Here is a 19521-nt window from a genome sequence, read left to right on the forward strand (position 1 = left end):
GTCCTCCTCTGTCATTTTTATGCAAAATAAAGTATAAATACACAACTCATGATAGTTAGTAACTATACATTTTCATGCATGAAAATTCAATAGGTTTTATCAAGTTTTTTAAGACGGTTTATTCTGGTAAAGAAAAAGGAATAAAGACAATTAGAAGATTGCTAGTATAGGAGGCGTTACATAATGACGGTTAAGGTACCGAAAGACAAGACGATCGATAATACACTCGCCATTTTTAAAGAGGGCTACAACTTCATACCAAAACGCGTGCAGAATCACCATTTGGATGTATATGAAACGAGGGTACTTGGAGAAAAAGTGGCTCTACTGAGCGGAATCGAGGGGGCGAAACTTTTTTACGACACCAGTCTTATGAATCGAAAGAATGCACTCCCTAAAAGAGTATTGAAAACTTTATTCGGTGAAAATGCGATTCAGACGATGGATGGCGAGGCGCACACTCACCGCAAATTGCTGTTCATGTCACTGATGACTCCTGAGGCTCTACAGGAACTGTATGAAATCACAACGAAAAACTGGGCACGTTTCACTAAAAAATGGAGCGGCATGAAAAAAGTGACGCTTTACGACGAGTCCCGTGAATTGTTGTGCCGGACTGCGTGCGAATGGGCCGGCATTCCATTAGAAGAAAAAGAGGTAAAGAAAAGAACCAGAGATTTGAGTAACATGATCGATGGATTCAGTGCGGTCGGCCCGAAACACATCGAAAGCAGAAGAGCGAGAAAACGGTCGGAAGATTGGATAGAAGGCCTCATTTTACAAACGCGACAAGGGGATCTTCATGCAGAAAAAGGAAAAGCTATATATGAAATGGCTATGCATAAAGATTTGGAAGGTCAGCCGTTAGACGCTAGAATGGCAGCCATTGAAGTGTTGAATGTGATCCGCCCACTTGTAGCCATATCCAAATTCATCGCTTTCGGCGGTGTCGCTCTTCATGAACATCCAGAAATTCAGACACGTGTTTCCCTGGATGACGAATATTTATTCCGATTTGCGCAGGAAGTACGGCGCTACTTTCCTTTTGTCCCGTTTCTCGGAGCAAGAGTGGACCATGATTTCACATGGCAGCAGTATCCGTTTAAAAAAGACCAGCTCGTCTTGATCGACATTTATGGAATCAACCATGATCCTAAAGTGTGGGAAAATCCGGATCAGTTCAACCCTGAAAGATTCATCGACTGGGATGGAGGATTGTTCGACTTGATCCCTCAAGGTGGAGGCGGATATTATACAGGACACCGCTGCCCAGGGGAATGGCCGACCATTGAAGTTCTGCAAGCCAGTTTCCGGTACATGACTAAACACTTAGGGTATGAAGTACCAAAACAAGACTACAGCTATAATTTGAAAAAGATTCCGACTCTACCGAAGAGCGGGTTTACGATAAGCAATGTTCACTTTAAGAATTGATGAACGAAAAAACCGTCCAGGAGATTTCCTGGACGGTTTTTTCAAGGGTGATAAAGACGGTAAAAATCATACCCGTGTTTCAGTAATACTTTTATTACAGAATACGTAGGAACAGCGATGATCATCCCCACCACACCATATAAAGGGGCCGCCACTACCAGTAACAGAATGACTGTTAATGGGTGGATATCCAAACGTTCTCCGAAGATTAAAGGGGCCACTAAATTCCCCTCTAATTGTTGAACGACAATGAACGTGATAATGACATAAATGGCCATGGAGGGTTCCTGCATAAGGGCAACCACAATCGCCGGAATCGCTCCTATGACAGGGCCCACAAAAGGAATCACACACGTCAACATCACAAATATCCCTAGTATTAATGCATAATCAAGTCCAATAATCACGTAACCGATATAGGTCAAAACACCATCCACAGCTGCAATTGTCGCTTGTCCGATAATATAGGATGAGACCGTATAATCTAAATCCTTAAGCAGCTTCTCTCCGCGTGGTTTATGTTTCTCAGGCAGGGCCCTTTCTAAAAAAGGAACCAGTTTATGGCCATCCTTCAAAAAGAAAAACAAGACGAAGGGAACGATAATCAGGACCGTAGTCGCTCCTGCAATAGTGGAAAAAACACTCATCATGTGTTCCCCGATTTGTTGAGTCAACCCACCGAAATATTCAGTGACCCGCTGTTTAATCGAAACAACGGAGACCATCCCCATATCGTTTTCCTCAAGTTTCTGTCCTGCTTCTTCCGCCGTCTGTCTTAGTTTTTCAGGCAGTTCCGATATATCCGTAATCTGCTTTTTTATCGTACCTGCCAAAAAACGGATGCCCCCGTAAATCATCCCACCAATTCCTGCAAAAACGATCAGAATAGCCACAGGCAGAGGAAAGAATTTTGATTTCGCCATAGCATTCACGAGAGGCCTCAGGATATAAAAAAGGAACCCGGCAATCAGCATCGGATAAAATAAAGTTCCAAAGATCGTCTTGACCGGATTCAATAGCTCTAGTTTTTCTAAGAAATAATACAAGATAAGTATAAGTATAGCTGCTGTGATGTACTTAAAGAATGAGTGTTTGATCCACATGTTCCTCACCGTCCTTTTACCCCAATAATTCACTAAATGGACGGATCGTAAACTCAATGATCAGAGGTACTTAATAAAATCCTTCCATTTTTGACAACTCCCTCAAATTTAATACACACCACAAAAAAAGACCTACCCATGGGCAAGTCTTTTCAAGAATCATGTTGGATGATATATCGTAATCCTGCATACGTATTCTTGAATGTTTTCAGGCCTTTGTCAAAGTATTGAAACGAAAGAGCCAGCCTTGGTGTGATCCCAACCACGAGACATTCAGTCCCTTCCCTACTAGTTGAAGCGACTGATTCAGCTGCTTTAAGTGTCTGCTGAACTGGTCATTGAACTTATGGATACCGCTCAAATCTAATAAAGCGTATTGTATATCACCCTCTGTACATTTTTTCAGTAAAGAAGAAATCAGGTGATCCACTCTTTTTTCATCCAAATCACCAATGAGCGGTACAGCCACAGCATGGTCCCACACTTTTAAAATAGGAATGGAAAGCGATTCAATAAGATGGTCCTTCCGCTCCTCTTCTTCAGTCTTTGTCGTTACATCCATTAACATGATGGTATAGTAACTTGTTTCTCCCTCTGCATTTTTCATTGGAGTGATCACGGTATCTGCGACAAATCTATTCTTGATGTTGATTCTCACTTGGTGTTTCTTACTCAGCCCTTCCATAAGTCCCCGTTGTTTAAACGGATAAGAATGGAACTTATCCATATTTACACCAATTAAATCATCAGGACTCTTGTATCCGAATAACGGAGCGATATCTGAGAAAAGATCACGGGCCGCATCATTCATCCACACCAGATCATAATTGTGGTCTGCAAGCAAGATACTCTCTCCTATGCTATTAAGCGCATCTGTCATCGTGAGATCTGAAGTCATTATAGCCATCGTTGCTCCCACCTTATCCAATTAATTTCCTTTATTATAATCTCTTTTCCTTTTCTGAGGTAGAGGTGAAAAAAGTCGAATGTGTTCATGTTAATAAATATAACAACCGAATTATTTTATGTTAGATTTTCTAACATATTAAGTGACATACAGATTTTTTTCAGCTATTCTATATTCATCAGATACGAATAGGAGGAGATCATGGTCCCTTTTGCAACCCGACGATCCATTGCGCCAGAGAATGAAAGATTCTACACATACGGGAGTGAACCTTAATGAAAAACCATTTGAGGACCGCCGTTGAAAGTATGAAAGAACATTACATCCAAAAACTTATTGATGCAGGGATGTATCAAGCCTCTGATGAAATGCTCCAGTCGTTGACATTAACGGAGCTCGAAGCTCTTGCTTCAAGGATTGAACGGCCATAAGGAGGCGCAACATCGAGGAGGAGAAGTGATGTCATCTTACAAGCACAAAAAGGTCATTTCGATTGGTACAGTCAATGAACTCACAGGCCTTTCCCTCAGGCAAATACGATATTATGAAGAGAGGGAATTGATTTATCCAGAACGTACCAAGAGAGGAACACGAAAGTATTCCTTTTCTGATGTTGAAACCCTCTTGCAAATTGCTGACAAACGGGAAGAAGGTGTACAAACCTACGAGATCCGAAAAGATTTACAGTCTTCCCACAAAGGAAAGATGATGGAGCGCATGCTTCGCGGGCAACTGAATGCCCATTTTCGAATGAATAAATGAATTCACTTACAGGCAGCCCGGACACCCCTAGGTCCAGGGCTTTTTTTTGCACACTTTAAATATCTCGACATAAAATATCTTGACTTCAAAATAAATAGAGCGTATAGTTTTATTTAGAATTCAAACTATTTTATTTCAAAGGGGAATATAAAATGACTAAATTAACGTTAGATCAAGTCCACAGCAGCTTGAACTTCCAAATTAAACATATGATGGTATCCAAAGCGAAGGGTGAATTTGAAACATTCGACGTGGAATTTTCCGGTGATCTCAATGATTTACCCTCTGCCGAAGTGACCGTTACCATTCCAGTGACTTCTATTAATACTGGAAACGAACAGCGCGACGGTCACCTTCGTTCCGGTGACTTTTTCGAAGCCGATCAATATCCGAACCTTGTGTTCCGCAGCACTTCCATCAAGAAAATATCAGATGATGAATTTGAAGTTACCGGTGATTTCACAATCAAAGAAATGACTCACACGGAAACCTTCACCGTTGAATATAACGGAACTTCCAAGAGTCCACTGGATGGCAGCACAATCGCTGGTTTCGATGTGAGCGGGAAAATCGATCGGGAAGCATATGGCTTAACCTATAATGCGGCCCTTGAAACTGGCGGAGTTCTGTTAGGGAAAGATGTTAAATTCGAAGGGAACTTTGAGTTTGTTGTAGGAGAATAACGTGAAAAAAAGCTGAGTCCGGTTACAGACTCAGCTTTTCCATGTTTTCAATTTCTTTAATCAAAAAGGTTAAGGGCATAAAGTCCCTTGGATTTAAAAACAGGACCCTCCCCCTGCTGCCTTGCCGAAGATATGAAAACTCCGCCATCAAGATCTAAAGCTACATATCAAAATATAGAGGATAATGCAGTTGGCAGCCTTCATTAAAACCATGCTGACAGACAGGACATTGAGACGATTTCATATATTCATCAATGGTCAACTCATGGTCACAGCTGCCACAGAGAATCGCCCGCTCCTCCCAGGAGCTCTTCGGCCAGCGCTGCGGTTCATGACCCGCCTCTTCCTGATGACAGGAATAACACGCATAATATTCCCCGCAACAGTAAAAACGGATGGCAATTACATCCACCTCACTGTGATAGTGCGCACACCTGGTCTCGGTATCTACTTGATTTCCTTTCACGAGAGGTGCGTCTCTCATTCTATTCTCTCCTTTAAATCTTTTATCTATCTTCATGACGGGAAGCTTGATCCATTTTTTCATGAAGTCGTTCTAAGGATACTTTCATTTCTTGATGATCATACTCCTGCTTTTCGATCATCCCCTCAAGATTTCTTACTTTTAAAAATAAGTAAAGCATAATAGCAAACTCAGCCACATAGATGATCCAACCCACACGAATCCTCCTACTATATCCATCTTCACTCGATTATAACACGAGTAATTACCAAAATAAGGTGTACCAGGTCATCCAGGAAATGGATAAATCTATCAATCGTTCTGATAATAGGGCAGAAAGATAAATAGAAGGATGAGCAGGAGAGTTACACTTAAAACACCTATCCAGTGATAGTTCTCCCATAGGGTGCCGATGGCGGTACTTCCGATGGCTACGCCAAGGTAATAGCTGATCAAGTAGAAGCCTGATGCCCCGCTTTTATGATGGGTGGCGGATTTACTGACAAGAGCGGCAGCCATGGAATGAGCAACAAAGAATCCCATGCAAATGAGAGACAATCCCAAGAGCACAAACATTCCAGATGGAAGCGCGGTTAGACTCGCCCCAACAAGGAGGACAGTCACCCCAGTGAACATGACTTTTTTCAGACCAATTACATCAGAGACCCGTCCTGCAAGAGGAGGCGCGAGAACTCCGAAAATATAGGCAAAGTAAGTGAAGGCAATCCATTTCAAGGACCAGTTGAACGGCTCTCCCTGCAAATGAAAAGGGAGATAAGTCCAAATGGCCGTAAAGACGATTTGAAGCAGCACCCCCATCAAGAACAAGGCAAGCATGGAACGACTTTTCAAGTGGACAAGCATCCCTTTCAAATCATCACCGATGGCCTGATTTGTTTTTTCGAAAAAGCGTTCTTTCGGAAAAATGATGAAAAACAGAAGAGCAGAAAGCAGCCCGAAACCCGCAAAGATATACAATGTCGACTGCCAGTTAAGCAAATCCGTCACGTATCCGCCAACTACTCTCCCTCCCATTCCACCGAGGGCATTGCTGGATATGTATAAGGTCATAGCTAGTCCCAGGTGTTTATGAGCTACCTCATCTCCCAAATACCCCATTGCTGCAGCCGGGATGCCCGCTAAAAAGAACCCCTGGATCAACCTAAGCAACACCATCCACCCGAATGTCGGAGTCAATGGCAAGAGGATGAGGGTTCCAGCTGTGATAAACAAAGAAACTTTCATGACAACAGCACGGCCATATCGATCGGCAGAAAAGCCGAGAACAAAAAGGCCGACAACCATAGCCATAACACAGGAAGACATGAGAAAACTGGACTCCGTAGCCGATACTTGGAATTGATCTGTAAACACAGGGAGTAGTGGCTGGAAAACATACAACGTGGAGAATATGGATAAGGAAGCTAACATCAAAGCGATGGTCACCCGCCAAAATTCACTCTGTTCAGGTGTGTACGGTTGTCTGTTTGGTTGTGCAGCTTCCATATCCATCATCCTTTGTTATGAATTAAAACGGTCTGGGAATGTCGTTAAATCGATCCCCCAAACGAACGGCAGGTAAAAGTAAATGGCGATGGTAATCAACACGACCGCGACAATATTCAACCAGAGTCCGGCCTTAGCCATGTCCGGAATTCTCAAATATCCACTTCCGAAAACGACGGCGTTCGGAGGTGTCGCAACCGGCAGCATGAAAGCACAACTTGCTGCTACACCCGCCGCAATCATTAAACTGTATGGGTGAACCGAAATGGCGCTGGCCAAAGAGGCCATAATGGGGAACATCATCGTCGCTGTCGCTGTATTCGATGTGATTTCCGTTAAGAAGATGACTAGCGCTGCAACGATAACAACGATCAGGATCAGACTGACACCCTCTAAAATCGTCAGTTGCGTACCAATCCATTCAGCTAGCCCCGTTTCCTGGAATCCTGCGGCAATAGCCAGACCCGCTCCAAACAGAAGCAGGATTCCCCACGGCAGCCCTTTCGCTGTCTCCCAGTCCAGGAGGTAATCCCCTTTCTTGTTCTTGGAAGGAATGAGAAAAAGGAGAATGGATGCGCTCATAGCGATCATCGTATCGTTAATATTTTCATTGATATTTACGAGTAAAAATGACCGGGAAATCCAAGCCACTGCTGTCACAGCGAACACCGTCATGACGATTTTTTCTTCTACACTCATGACCCCTAGCGCACGCCTCTCTTCCCCGATGACTTTCCTGCCCCCAGGCAATTCTTTAATTTTCATAGGGTACGCAATTTTCACTAAATAGAACCATGCGAGTGCCAGGAATAGAATCGTCAACGGAACACCGAAAGCCATCCAGCCAGCAAAGCTGATTTCTATTCCGTACGTTTGTTCAACGACAGCTTTGAAAATCGTATTCGGCGGCGTTCCTATCAGAGTAGCTAGTCCCCCAATAGAAGCACTATAAGCGACCCCGAGCATAACTGCTTTTCCGAAATTGAAGTTTTCATGGTCCACGGCTTCCCCTTTTTTCTTCAATTGTTCAGAAGCTTGATAGATGACCGCCATGCCGATCGGGACCATCATCATGGCCGTCGCTGTATTGGAAATCCACATCGACAAGGTGCCTGTTGCGACCATAAAACCAAGGACGATTTGTTCTGTGCTTGTTCCTACGGATGCGATAATGAACAAAGCCATCCGCTTATGCAGGTTCCACTTTTGCATCGCAAGGGCAATGAGAAAACCTCCCATAAAGAGGAAGATCGTATTATCTCCATAGGAAGAAGCTGTCATCCCCCCGTCCAATCCTCCAGTGAGAGGAAAAAGAATCAACGGCAGAAGAGAAGTCGCAGGGATCGGAATCGCTTCCGTAATCCACCATGTAGCAATCCACACCGTACTTGCCAACACAGCTACGGCGCTTTGCGACAACCCGTCCGCTTCTAAAAACAAAAGTGTAAGCGCAAACAAAATCGGCCCTAAAAAAAGCCCTACTTTTTGACGTGTATCAAAGGACGGACCCGGGTCCTGACCTTCCGTCTTTTGGTTCGTTTCCTTCGCTGCTGATGAACCGTTGGAATTTCCAGTGACTGTAAACCTCAATAAATCCTTCGCTTCGTCGTGCATGGACCAAAGGCGGCTCCATACACCACTTATCAATGACTGCGCACCCATCCAAGTTCCCTCACTTTCTATTAGTCAAATATGTATGAATATTTCCAAATTTTATCATAAAATGTCCCCTCTTGTAACGAATCTGCCTCCACTTAAGACTCCGGAATCAGCACCTGCCGATTAATGGTAAAAATACACACACCAGGTCATCCATATTATGGATGACCTGGTGTGCCAAATTATTCCTTATAGCTTTATTACTTCTTAATATAAGAGGTAGTGTTTTCTTACTTTATTGAATTCTTTCAGTCCATCTTCCCATTGGTCCTTCATGTCTTCTACGGACTCTCCATTTTCAATAGCTTCACGGACCCATCCGTTTCCAATAAGATAATCGAAGAAGGAGACGCCTGCTGAGTTTTCCGCACGGAATTGGAAGTCTTCCGGATACATATCATGAATCGTCTTCACAAGATATACGCCCGTCTCTACCGCGTTGAATTCTTCACGATCGATCACATGGATCTGCACGCCATGCGTCAACTCCCCTGCATGCTTCGAGAAGGATGGTGTAAAGGATGCTGCTCTGAACCTTACCCCTGGCAGGTTGTAGGCGTTCATCTCTGCAGCTAAATCCGTACTATTGATGAAAGGAGCACCAATCAATTCGAACGGTCGTGTGGTGCCGCGCCCTTCAGAAACATTCGTCCCTTCGATCAGTGCCGCTCCCGGATAAACGAAAGCTGTATCCACAGTCGGCATATTCGGTGAAGGAGCGACAAATTCAAGTCCTGTTTCATCATAGTCCATGCTCCGCTTCCATCCTTGCATTTCCACAACCGTCAAATCTGCGCCAATATCAAACTCGTTATTGAATAACTTCGCAAGCTCCCCGACCGTCATGCCATGGCGAAGCGGAATCGGATAGTTTCCGACGAAGGACTTGTAATCTTCATCCAATACCGGACCCTCCACTTTTTCTCCACCCAGCGGGTTCGGACGATCAAGCACGATGAATGGAATATCATTTTCCTGAGCTGCTTCCATCGCATAAGCCATCGTGTAAATGTACGTGTAAAAACGTGTCCCTACATCCTGGATATCAAACAGGAGCACATCAATGTCTTCTAACATTTCCGGAGTCGGCTTGCGCGTCTTTCCGTAGAGACTGTACACAGGAAGTCCTGTCTCTTCATCTGTGTAAAACTCCACATATTCACCAGCCTGAGCACTGCCTCTGACACCATGCTCCGGTCCGTACAAAGCCGTTAGATTTACATCTTCATCATTGTGAAGCAGGTCTACGATACTGTTCAAATTTTGATCAACACCGGTAGGATTTGTAATCAACCCTACATTCTTGCCTTCAATCAAATCTTTTTCTTCATCTAAGAGGACTTCCACTCCAAGCTTGAAAGACTCTGTTTTTTTATCGTGCCCTTTGTGTTTCCCAGGATTGCCGTTATGATCTGCGAAAACAACGGAGAATGTCGACCATGTCATCATCAATACCAAGGCAAGCATCAACCACTTTTTCAAAATAAACCTCTCCCTTTTGATTATATTGAAGAAGGGCGTGAAGCCCCTCTTCCTAAAAAGTCATGTACTAGTAACTCAACCCCGTACCATATTCAAACAAAGTGCCTCCATCAGCTCCTGGAATCGTCACAGGGAGCTGTCCAGTCGGGTTGTTTGCACCGAAAATGGTAGCAGCCGTTGCTTCAAAGCTTGCATCTCTGAATCCGTACTGAGCGATATAAGCATCCACTCCTGGATAAGCCATGACGTCATAAGGGTTTCGAATGCCGACTCCGATTACTTCTGCATTCGTATTTGCCATCACATCCTGCATGAGCTGCATTTGAGGATGAGTGGCTGAACGCGTGTACACATTGTACGTGTACGTACCGAAGATAACCTTGTCTGCTTCTGCCACCGTTTGCTTTTGCTCAGCTGTTAATTCACGTTCCCCTGTTTTGATTAAGGTCGTATTTGAATGATGAGCAGATACAGCCTTTTCAAGATCACCAATAAAGGAGTTTCCAATCACCACGATCTGCTTATCACCCGATGCGTCTGCAGGCAGAACCCCATCATTTTTCACTAGTGTAATGGAACGCTCCGCCGCCTCTTTTTCAACCGCTTTATGGGCTTCTGACCCGACGACTTCCTCCGCTTCTGTAATTTTCTCATCAATCGGCTGAGGCGTTTCTTCTTTAATGATGCCTCGATTCAACTTCAATGTAAGGATTCGTTCAACAGAATCTTCAATCGTAGCCATCGGGATTTCGCCAGACTCGACAGCTTCATAGACACCTGAGGCCACTTCTTCGAGACCTACAGGCATAAGCGCAATATCTGTCCCGGCATTGATCGCACGAATAACAGCATCCACCGGTCCGAAATGGTCAGCAATTGCTTTCATATTCAAAGCATCAGTAACGACGACTCCTTCGTAATTCATCTCTTCACGCATCAAACCTGTCAGTACTTTTTTAGAAAGAGTGGCTGGAAGCGCAATTTCGGAACCATCCTTCTGAGAGATTACTTTCGTATCATCGATTTTCGGGAACGTAATATGCGCAGTCATGATCGCATCAATGCCCGCATCCATTGCTTGTTGGAAGGGATACAGTTCAACTTCCTTCAGCCGCTCAAGGTCATATGGGACTTCAGGAAGACCGAGGTGGGAATCTGTCGCTGTATCCCCATGGCCCGGAAAGTGTTTTGCCGTTGCGGCTACTCCATGTTGCTGCAGCCCTTTCGTATACGCCACGCCCATTTTCCCAACAAGTTCAGGATCTTCTCCGAAAGAACGAACACCGATGACAGGGTTGTCAGGATTATTGTTCACATCCATGACAGGGGCAAAGTTCATGTTAATACCAAGAGAGGAAAGTTCAGCCCCGATTACAGATCCTACATCTTCCGCGATCTCTTCCGAACGAGTAGCACCCAGAGCCATGTTTCCAGGCATGTCCGTTCCTGACTGAAGACGAGTCACAATCCCGCCTTCCTGGTCAATCGTCATAAGCAGTCCATATTTTTCAGAGGCTGCTTGATAATCAGAAACAAGCTTCGCTGTTTGTTCCGTGGTCACAACGTTTTCACGGAATAAAATGACACCACCCAGATGATATTCCTGTACCATTTCTTCGATTTCAGGAAGCATTTCCGTCACGTTTTCACCTTCCCATTTCCTGAAATCAGGCATGAGCATCTGGCCGACTTTTTCCTCCATAGTCATGTTGGAAAGAGCATGTTGGACGAGGTCGTAACGATCACCATCCTGCTTTTTGATGGTCGGTTTAAATTCCGGCTTCCCTTTTTTGGAGTGGTCCGGTTTAAAATCAAGGGCAATCCGATCTTTAAAATCACCGTTCGATACCGTCACCCATGTACGTCCAGGTTTTCCTGTAAAGGTGACTGTACCGTCATCCTCCACAGTGGCAACGTTCGAATTCTTCGATTTCCAAACGAGTCCTTCCTCCACTTTTGTAAAATGTCCGTCTTCATACACATTCAGTGCGGAAAGAGTAAACTCATCCCCTTCCATCGTTACATCTGCCTGTGGTACGTTCTCAAAGATGATTAAATCCGATAATCCTCCATCTTCAGCCGCTTCCACCTTTGTACCCATCAACCACGACGGCAGCATCATCCCAAGGGTCAGTGTAAAGATAAACATCCATTTCCCCGCCATTCTCATTCACCATTCCTCCTTGATTTATCTATTTGTAAAAGGTGCCTTTCTATCCAAAAAGACCCTTTCGCAAAACATTTTCTAAAAAGCAGTTCTTCTATAAAGTCGGTATAGGAGAAATATTGTTGTAAACGTTTACATTTTGTAATAAAAGCGTAACGGAAATAGATATAGTCGTCTATACCACTTAAGGCCCGAATCATCCTTTTCTCCTTCGATTTCCAAAGCTTTCCTACTATTCCAATCGACTCATTTTAAAATAATATGTCAACTTTTCTTAAAATTAATGTAAAAAAAGTACATAAAAAAGGTACCTGGACCAGGTACCTTTCTCTCTTAAGAAGCACTTCTCATTACGGCTTTTCTTTTTTCTACGGTGAATTTTGGGTATCTGAAAGCGATCGCTAAAAGTCCGGCTGCGGCTGTGAGTAAAGGATAAATGCAAAACGGAACAATCGCGACAGGAGAAATACCGGCCACACCTGCCACTGCTAAAATCTGTCCACCATAAGGAATGATTCCCTGAACGGAACTGGCAAAGATATCGAGGATACTTGCGGATCGGCGCCCTTCGATACCGTATTCATCAGAAATCTGCTTCGCCAGCGGGCCTGCTGTAATGATGGAAATCGTGTTGTTCGCAGTAGAAAAATTGACGGCCGTCACAATCCCTGCAATACCAAGCTCCCCGCCACGGTTCGAATTCACTTTCCGACTCACGGCTTGTAATAGAAACTCGATCCCTCCATTTGCACGGATCAATTCCACAAGACCGCCGAGCAAAATCGCTATCATTGCGAGCGTCTGCATATTCGTAAATCCATCCCCTACCAAAGTGACGAACTCCATTCCGGAAAACTTACCAAGCAGAAGGCCGACACCTCCGGCGGAAACAATGCCACCAATCAAAACATAAATGACATTCACTCCGGCAATCGCAAAGCCCAGCACGCCTAAGTAAGGTAAAATCTCTACAATGTTGTACGCATAGTTTTCATCCAGGCTTGCCGAGGCATCCGCTGTCATTACAGCAAAAATAACGGCCGTGATGATGGCTGCCGGTAAAACGATAAAGAAATTCGCTTTGAACTTCTCTTTCATTTTCGTGCCTTGCGTACGGACAGCTGCAATGGTCGTATCTGAAATAACGGAAAGGTTGTCCCCAAACATTGCACCACTGACAATGGCACCCATGACCAGGGCAAGGCCAATGTCCGTCTGTTCTGCCACGCCTACGCCGATAGGGGCGAGGGCAACCACCGTACCTGTTGAGGTCCCCATGGAAATCGAGATGAAGCAGCCGATGACAAACAAACCGACGACCATCCAGCCTCCAGGGAGATAAGTCAAGCCGAGATTGACGGTGGATTCAACTGCACCCATTCCGGATGCTACGGCAGCAATTGCGCCCGCCAGCAGGAAGATGACCACCATTAGTATGATGTTCGGGTGCCCTCCTCCTTTCGTCAACTGGGAAATTTTCGTTTGGAAATCCGTTTTCCGGTTCATGGCTAAGGCGAAGAGAATAGCTGCGAATAGGGCAACTAGAACGGGCATTTTATAAAAATCACCCGTGATGACCCCTGATCCGATGAAAAGTAAAATAAAGACCACAAATGGGATGAGTGCGAAAGCATTGCTGCTTGGTTTTGTCATGATTTGACCTCCTTTTTTATATAACTCATCAGAATAGTTGGTTTTATCCCGAGAAAAGTTCCTGATCCAAAAGAAGGCGGCCAACAAAAAAGAGCCTTCTTACATAAGAAGGCTCTTGAAACGTATCCGTTCATTCCTTCTTATCTCTCAAGTGATCATCACTTGCTGGACTTAGCACCGGCCAACTGATGTTGGTGGTTGCTGAAGCTTCACAGGACCAGTTCCTCAGCTTCTCTTGATAAGAAATATTCGATTGAGTTAATGGTAACTTTACAATAAAAAAGATCCGCTGACAAGAGATTTTCAGAAAAAGTGTTATCGATCGTAGCGCCCGATCATTTCCATCGCTTCTTCAGAAAGAGACGTGTCGATGGCATCATTGAAGTTAATATCTCCACTGATAGCACCGTTCGCATCATACATCTCGAACTGTTTCTTAATATCGTCAATAAACATTTCTCCGTTAGGGTCAAGCCCCGTCACACCGACTTTCTTCCAAACTTCTGCGTCCTTAAGCGCCGTATGTTTGGTCATGATATCAATCACTTCATCAAGACCTTCATCATGAAGGAACGCATCATTATAATCACGGACCCCCTTCAGATAGGCAGCCATAAAACGTACAGAAACGTCGGTTTCTTTTTCAATGAAATCGGGGGATCCCAGCACCATCGCAATCTGTGCATCCGGAGCGAAATCTGTAGCGTCACCGAAACGAACGTGCAGGTTCTGTGCTTCTCCCTGAGTGATCAGTGGCTCGATTTGAAGAGCAGCATCAATCGATTTGTTCCCCATGGCGGCAAGCATGTTTCCAAAGTCAGACATGAGAACAAATTCGACATCGTCTTCTGTCAGACCGGCATGTTCAAGCATGCGCTGAAAAATATAATCATCCACAGCATTTCTCGATGAAACGGCAATCCGCTTTCCTTTCAAGTCGCTGTACTCTTTGATTTCATCCTGCAGATCTTCACGAATCACAAAACTGAAATAGGAGCTGCCATCGAAATAATGCCCTTTATCGGCAATGATCTTCACGTCAATCCCCTGGGCGATAGCATTGAAGAAGGAAGCCGTGGAAACACCACCGGCAATATCCACTTCCCCTGCTGCCAGAGCTGGAAGCATATCGTCACTATTGGCGAACGTTGTGAACTTGATATCAATGTTGTAATCGTCAAAGTACCCTTTTTCTTCAGCAATATAAAAGCCAGCCCCTGAAGCTGCTCCATCTTCAGCTATTACTACCGTCGCCTTCTTATCTAATGGAGCAAAATCACCGTCTGTGAGGCCACCGCTGCCTGTATCTCCCCCGTAATCACTGGAGGAACACCCGAACAGCACAAAGATAATCAACAAAAAAGAAAACAGATGACATACTTTTTTCATCATGGGATTCCAATCCCCTCTCTTCCTCTATTTACGCGAACGCTGTACTTCTTCCTGAAGATGATTCCAAATCTCCACAAAATGCTCCGCCATCAAAGGGTCCGCCCGTACCTGCTCCATATTTCTCGGGCGCGGCAGATCAATCCGCTTTTCATCGATAATCGTGCCGGGCTGCGAGCTCATTAACAAAATCCGGTCGCTAAGTAGGAGCGCTTCATCTATGCTATGGGTAATAAATAAGACCGTTTTCTTCGTTTCTGACCATATATTTAAAAGTTCTTCCTGCAATATGAATTTATTCTGCTCATCGAGCGCAGCAAAAGGTTCATCCATAAGAAGGATTTCCGGATCGTTCGCAAATGCTCTCGCAATGCTGACACGCTGCTTCATCCCACCGGAAAGCTCTTTTGGATAGAGCTTGGCGAATTTCTCGAGCCCTACTTTATTCAAATAATAAGCGGTCCGCTCTTTGATTACATCTGCAGGCATGTGTCTCATCTTTAACCCGAAACTCACATTCCCTTCCACGGTCAACCATGGAATGACTCCTCTTTCCTGAAAAACCATCGACTGCAGCGGCCGTTCTTTTTTACTCTTTGCAATCGTGAAGGAGCCACCACTTGGTTTTTCTAACTCCGCCAGAATCCTTAACAGCGTCGTTTTCCCACAGCCACTCGGCCCGACGAGACAGACGAATTCACCATCCGCAATATCAAGAGAAATCCCCTCTAAGGCCGTCACGCGGGTCTCTTTTTTATAAAAAACCTTTGTTAAATCCTGAATCGATATTTTAGCCTCCATCCCCTGTCGCTCCTTTCATCAGTTAGCGCCATGGCAGCAATTTGGCCTGCAGGCCCCGGAGAATGATCGAAAATAAATAGCCGAAGAACGAAATGAGCACAAGCCCGACAAACATTTCTTTCAACAAAAAGGCTTTATACGACGTCCAGATCAAATACCCGATCCCTGAATTGGCTCCCATCATTTCCGCTGCGACAATCGTAAGCAGTGCGATCGCCTGCCCCATCTGAATCCCTTCGAGCATGACCGGAAGCGAACCCGGCAATGCAATCTTGAAAAAGAACTGCTTCGAATCGGCCCCATAATTCTTTGCCACATCCAAATAAATGCGGTCAATGTTTACAACGCCCGCTACTGTGTTTATGACGACAGGAAAAAACACACTCCCCGCAATCGTCACCACTTTGGAAACTTCACCGACACCGAATAAGATGATGATGATCGGCAGGAGCGCAAGGGTCGGGATCGGCATGAGTGCCATGATAAGAGGTGAAAGGAAATGGCGGATGGGTCCATAAAGTCCCATCAAAAGGCCGATCACAATCGCCGGTATGACCCCAAGCAGGAACCCGGCAAAAATACGAAATAAAGAAATCCCGACATGATGGAACAGCTCCCCACTCATCCCCATCGCCCAGAACGTCCCAACGATCTCTGTCGGAGGCGGAAAGAAACGGGCATCAATCAGTCCCGTTCGCGATAAAAACTCCCATAGCAATACAATGAAAATCGGCGAGGATATGGTCAGTATCTGCTTCAGACGGTGCTGCATCTGCCGCTTTTTCCACTCTTGTTTTTCCATTTGTAAAGGGTCTGTCACAGATTCCCTTTGATCATCTTTCATTCTCACCACCTCTACTGCTAATTTATGTGCGGGTGCCCAATTGTGTGAAAAATCATGACCTTGCTTTACGATGTACATCGTATTACAATGTTTATAGAAATTAATGGAAAAGGAGTGTGAATATGGATAGGGAGATTATGAAAGGGAGCATAGACATTCTCATGCTCAATCTTGTCAACAAGCGGGATATGTACGGATATGAAATCGTCAAACACTTAAAAGAAGAAAGCAATCAATTGTACAACATGAGTGAAGGAACCCTTTACCCTGCTCTCAAGCGTTTGGAGAAAAAGGAGTGGATGACATCCTACTGGTCAGAAACTGACTATGGACGGAGGAAATATTACAGGATTACCGATGAAGGTCGTACGGTCCTCCTGCAAAAGCTTGAGGAATGGAAGAGTGTCAATGACCTCATCACCAAAACGACAGGGGAACTTCCATGAAGAAATTAGAAAAACATGTCAATCAGATCCTGAATCAGATGCAGAGTACTGACGACGAGCGGGATGAAATTAAAGAAGAATTATTGGCACACCTAAAAGCTTCTAAGCAAGACTACATAAACAACGGGGAAACAGAGAAAAGAGCTGAAAGACTGGCAATCAACGATTTCGGTGCTCCTGGACTGATCGGAGATGGTTTACAGGAAACCCTCTACCCGTTTCAGCGTGGACTGCTTTATGGAATTGGAGTGGCTACTCTGCTATTAGGCGTGTTCATACACCTGATTATGACCTTTTCATTCGGGGATCCTGAACCAGTCTGGCTCTTCATTCAACTCGTTTTTGGCAGTTTGGTCACACTAGTAGCGATGAACATCTCCTGGGTCGGAAAATATTTCTGGTCTGTCAATACCGTCGTCTTCCTTTCAGCATTATGGAACGGATTCAACCTTGTCATCATTACACAATTTTATTCACTTCAAGTCATCCTGTTCATGACCTACATTTTCACTCTTATCCTCTTGTGTCTGATTTTTATCGTTCGTAATTCATACTTCGCTTCCTTAAAAACGAACAACGATCCCAAAGCAAAAACGGTAACGAAAATCAGTCATATCATGAATATTATTTTTGGTGTGATCATCAGCACAGCAGCGTTATTTATGGTCTGGGGAATGCTTGTTTTCACAGGCTTTACGTGGAGAGGTCTCCTTCCAATCGGTGTCATAGTTGCCTGGCTTGGTTTTTATAAGTTCCAGATGTATTTGATCGGAAAGCGTCCGGTTTTAGCGATTTTTACCGGTTTATTATTTATGGCCGCCGCAACCGTCTCTCCTTTCACCATTCTGTCAACATTTATGTAAAGGAGGATATTGGGATGGAAGAATTACTAAACAGTGTTGGCTGGCCTGTTCTTCTAGGTTTTGTGATGATCCATATCCTTCTGTTGTTATTCAAACGCAGAAAGGTTGTCCTGTTCATCAGCCAAGTGATGGCTGGAGCGGGGGCTCTCTTAATGGTTATAGGACTGATTGAGCACCTGCTCCTGGGTGTTTATGGTGCTATCGTTCTGCTCTTAGGGATAGTTTTCCACTTTATTACAAAAGATCAAATGGAAAGTAGGTGAATGGAGCATTGTCTTTAAAAAAGAAAAACTTACTCTTTATAAGTGGCGTGTTCATTCTATACTTATGTCTTTATTGGACAGGGACTTTTGCGGCTACTCCGACCGGCTACACAGGAATTGGCAAGGAACCTGCCCTCTCTCCAAACGACGAGGAACTGACCTTCACTTATTTTCAAAATGATCATGGCGCTCTTTACTCAGCACCAATAGAAGGCGGCATGGCTAAACTTCTATTAAAACCAGAAGAAGGTAAAGATGACTTGCAGCCTGCTTACTCTCCAGACGGCGAGTCAATGCTCTTTCTACGTGAATGGGAAGGCGAAGAGCACATGCACAAACAGCTGATGCTTTATAAAGATGGGGGTTTACGCCCTCTCCTTGGTGAGGAGGAATACGTCCCTTACGCTGCATTCGCTCCTGACGGCGAACACGTATATTTTGTGAAAAACAGCAAGTACACAGAAACATATAATAACCGGACCCAGCCCAACGGCTTTGACATCTACAAAATGAACCTGAATACAGAAGAAATTGAACAGATAACCAACATGAATACAGTCTCGATCTCTTCCCTGCAAATCATCGAAGGCGGAAAAAAACTGATGTACAGCAAAAGCTACGAAACATCCAGCATAAAAATACTCGACCTGGAATCCGGAAAGACTAAAACCATCCTTCCTGTGTCGTCGGATTATTCAAAAGCTCAAAGTCCAACGCTGTCTTCACCAACACGATCACCAGAAGGAAAAGTGATTGCCTTTGCGGATGTTGCATCAAAATCGAGCAACGGTACGTTTCAGTACGAAATTTTCACGATGGATACAAAGGGGGAAAACATTAAACAAATCACTAATTTCTCTGACTACGCCGGCCATCCACGTTTTTTCCAACATTCCAATCATCTGCTCGTAACGGTAGACCGTAACTTTGCCGGCAGGGAACCAGATTATGAGTATTGGGTTGTTGAAAGAGATGGCAGCAATAGAAAAGAAATTCATATTAATATCCCTGAAAAAGAAACAGAACCCCCGTCATAAAAGGAGTTCTGTTTCTTTTATTCTTCAATATTATGAAAAACATACCCTCTCAAGGAGAA

At 44.4% G+C, this 19521-nt stretch carries 20 protein-coding genes and 1 riboswitch; of the genes, 8 read left to right on the plus strand and 12 right to left on the minus strand.

Annotated elements, in window-relative coordinates:
* Positions 1 to 183: 183 nt before the first annotated feature.
* Positions 184 to 1434, plus strand: a complete 1251-nt coding sequence (locus VKA52_RS17840) for a cytochrome P450 (protein WP_326316674.1) — start codon at positions 184 to 186, stop codon at positions 1432 to 1434.
* A 41-nt stretch (positions 1435 to 1475) separates the two neighbouring features.
* Here the strand turns inward: VKA52_RS17840 and VKA52_RS17845 are convergent, their stop codons facing one another.
* Both VKA52_RS17845 and VKA52_RS17850 read right to left on the minus strand, forming a co-directional pair.
* Complete coding sequence (locus VKA52_RS17845) at positions 1476 to 2537, minus strand: AI-2E family transporter (protein WP_326316675.1); 1062 nt, start codon at positions 2535 to 2537, stop codon at positions 1476 to 1478.
* Positions 2538 to 2745: 208 nt separating this feature from the next.
* The gene (locus VKA52_RS17850; protein ID WP_326316676.1) at positions 2746 to 3444 is read right to left on the minus strand and encodes an RsbR, positive regulator of sigma-B; all 699 of its coding nucleotides are present in this window, start codon (positions 3442 to 3444) and stop codon (positions 2746 to 2748) included.
* 275 nt (positions 3445 to 3719) lie between these two features.
* Between VKA52_RS17850 and VKA52_RS17855 the strand changes: the two genes are divergently transcribed.
* The 3 genes from VKA52_RS17855 to VKA52_RS17865 all read left to right on the plus strand — a co-directional run bounded on the left by VKA52_RS17855 (position 3720) and on the right by VKA52_RS17865 (position 4889).
* A complete protein-coding gene (locus VKA52_RS17855; RefSeq protein WP_160914131.1) occupies positions 3720 to 3875 on the plus strand; it encodes a Fur-regulated basic protein FbpA in 156 nt (51 codons plus the stop codon).
* A gap of 28 nt (positions 3876 to 3903) precedes the next feature.
* The gene (locus VKA52_RS17860) at positions 3904 to 4206 is read left to right on the plus strand and encodes a MerR family transcriptional regulator (RefSeq protein ID WP_160914129.1); all 303 of its coding nucleotides are present in this window, start codon (positions 3904 to 3906) and stop codon (positions 4204 to 4206) included.
* Between the two features lie 152 nt (positions 4207 to 4358).
* Positions 4359 to 4889 (plus strand): YceI family protein, encoded by a 531-nt coding sequence (locus VKA52_RS17865; RefSeq protein WP_206947188.1) that lies wholly within the window; start codon positions 4359 to 4361, stop codon positions 4887 to 4889.
* 160 nt (positions 4890 to 5049) lie between these two features.
* Here the strand turns inward: VKA52_RS17865 and VKA52_RS17870 are convergent, their stop codons facing one another.
* The 10 genes from VKA52_RS17870 to VKA52_RS17915 all read right to left on the minus strand — a co-directional run bounded on the left by VKA52_RS17870 (position 5050) and on the right by VKA52_RS17915 (position 16853).
* Positions 5050 to 5373: a CHY zinc finger protein gene (locus VKA52_RS17870; RefSeq protein WP_160914125.1), complete on the minus strand. Its 324-nt coding sequence runs from the start codon at positions 5371 to 5373 to the stop codon at positions 5050 to 5052.
* A gap of 22 nt (positions 5374 to 5395) precedes the next feature.
* Positions 5396 to 5569 carry a hypothetical protein gene (locus VKA52_RS17875; RefSeq protein ID WP_326316677.1) on the minus strand — a complete coding sequence of 58 codons (174 nt, stop codon included), beginning with the start codon at positions 5567 to 5569 and terminating at the stop codon, positions 5396 to 5398.
* A 95-nt stretch (positions 5570 to 5664) separates the two neighbouring features.
* On the minus strand, positions 5665 to 6858 hold the full coding sequence (locus VKA52_RS17880) for an MFS transporter (protein WP_326316678.1): 1194 nt from the start codon (positions 6856 to 6858) through the stop codon (positions 5665 to 5667).
* 15 nt (positions 6859 to 6873) lie between these two features.
* Entirely contained in the window at positions 6874 to 8520 is a 1647-nt protein-coding gene (locus VKA52_RS17885; RefSeq protein WP_237417486.1) for an SLC13 family permease, read from the minus strand.
* A gap of 204 nt (positions 8521 to 8724) precedes the next feature.
* Entirely contained in the window at positions 8725 to 9999 is a 1275-nt protein-coding gene (locus tag VKA52_RS17890; protein ID WP_160914120.1) for an exo-beta-N-acetylmuramidase NamZ family protein, read from the minus strand.
* A 67-nt stretch (positions 10000 to 10066) separates the two neighbouring features.
* On the minus strand, positions 10067 to 12169 hold the full coding sequence (locus VKA52_RS17895; protein WP_442788861.1) for a glycoside hydrolase family 3 N-terminal domain-containing protein: 2103 nt from the start codon (positions 12167 to 12169) through the stop codon (positions 10067 to 10069).
* A 330-nt stretch (positions 12170 to 12499) separates the two neighbouring features.
* On the minus strand, positions 12500 to 13906 hold the full coding sequence (locus tag VKA52_RS17900) for a Na+/H+ antiporter NhaC family protein (RefSeq protein WP_326316679.1): 1407 nt from the start codon (positions 13904 to 13906) through the stop codon (positions 12500 to 12502).
* Positions 13907 to 13956: 50 nt separating this feature from the next.
* Positions 13957 to 14064: riboswitch (SAM riboswitch) on the minus strand.
* A 70-nt stretch (positions 14065 to 14134) separates the two neighbouring features.
* Positions 14135 to 15208, minus strand: coding sequence for an ABC transporter substrate-binding protein (locus VKA52_RS17905; protein WP_326316690.1), 1074 nt, complete (start codon positions 15206 to 15208; stop codon positions 14135 to 14137).
* A gap of 27 nt (positions 15209 to 15235) precedes the next feature.
* The gene (locus VKA52_RS17910; protein WP_160914114.1) at positions 15236 to 16009 is read right to left on the minus strand and encodes an ABC transporter ATP-binding protein; all 774 of its coding nucleotides are present in this window, start codon (positions 16007 to 16009) and stop codon (positions 15236 to 15238) included.
* Between the two features lie 22 nt (positions 16010 to 16031).
* Positions 16032 to 16853 (minus strand): ABC transporter permease, encoded by an 822-nt coding sequence (locus tag VKA52_RS17915; RefSeq protein WP_326316680.1) that lies wholly within the window; start codon positions 16851 to 16853, stop codon positions 16032 to 16034.
* Positions 16854 to 16975: 122 nt separating this feature from the next.
* Here VKA52_RS17915 and VKA52_RS17920 point away from each other — a divergent pair, with 122 nt between their 5' ends.
* Genes VKA52_RS17920 through VKA52_RS17935 form a run of 4 tightly spaced genes read left to right on the plus strand, consistent with a single transcriptional unit; the run spans position 16976 to position 19462 of the window.
* The gene (locus VKA52_RS17920) at positions 16976 to 17299 is read left to right on the plus strand and encodes a PadR family transcriptional regulator (protein WP_160914111.1); all 324 of its coding nucleotides are present in this window, start codon (positions 16976 to 16978) and stop codon (positions 17297 to 17299) included.
* On the plus strand, positions 17296 to 18162 hold the full coding sequence (locus VKA52_RS17925) for a permease prefix domain 1-containing protein (protein WP_326316681.1): 867 nt from the start codon (positions 17296 to 17298) through the stop codon (positions 18160 to 18162). The genes VKA52_RS17920 and VKA52_RS17925 overlap by 4 nt, the downstream gene beginning before the upstream one ends.
* A gap of 14 nt (positions 18163 to 18176) precedes the next feature.
* Positions 18177 to 18425 carry a hypothetical protein gene (locus VKA52_RS17930; RefSeq protein ID WP_326316682.1) on the plus strand — a complete coding sequence of 83 codons (249 nt, stop codon included), beginning with the start codon at positions 18177 to 18179 and terminating at the stop codon, positions 18423 to 18425.
* Between the two features lie 8 nt (positions 18426 to 18433).
* Positions 18434 to 19462, plus strand: coding sequence for a hypothetical protein (locus tag VKA52_RS17935; RefSeq protein ID WP_326316683.1), 1029 nt, complete (start codon positions 18434 to 18436; stop codon positions 19460 to 19462).
* The last annotated feature ends 59 nt before the right edge of the window (positions 19463 to 19521 follow it).

Origin of the sequence: Halobacillus sp. HZG1 (assembly GCF_035818575.1) — a bacterium.
GTDB lineage: Bacteria > Bacillota > Bacilli > Bacillales > Halobacillaceae > Halobacillus > Halobacillus litoralis.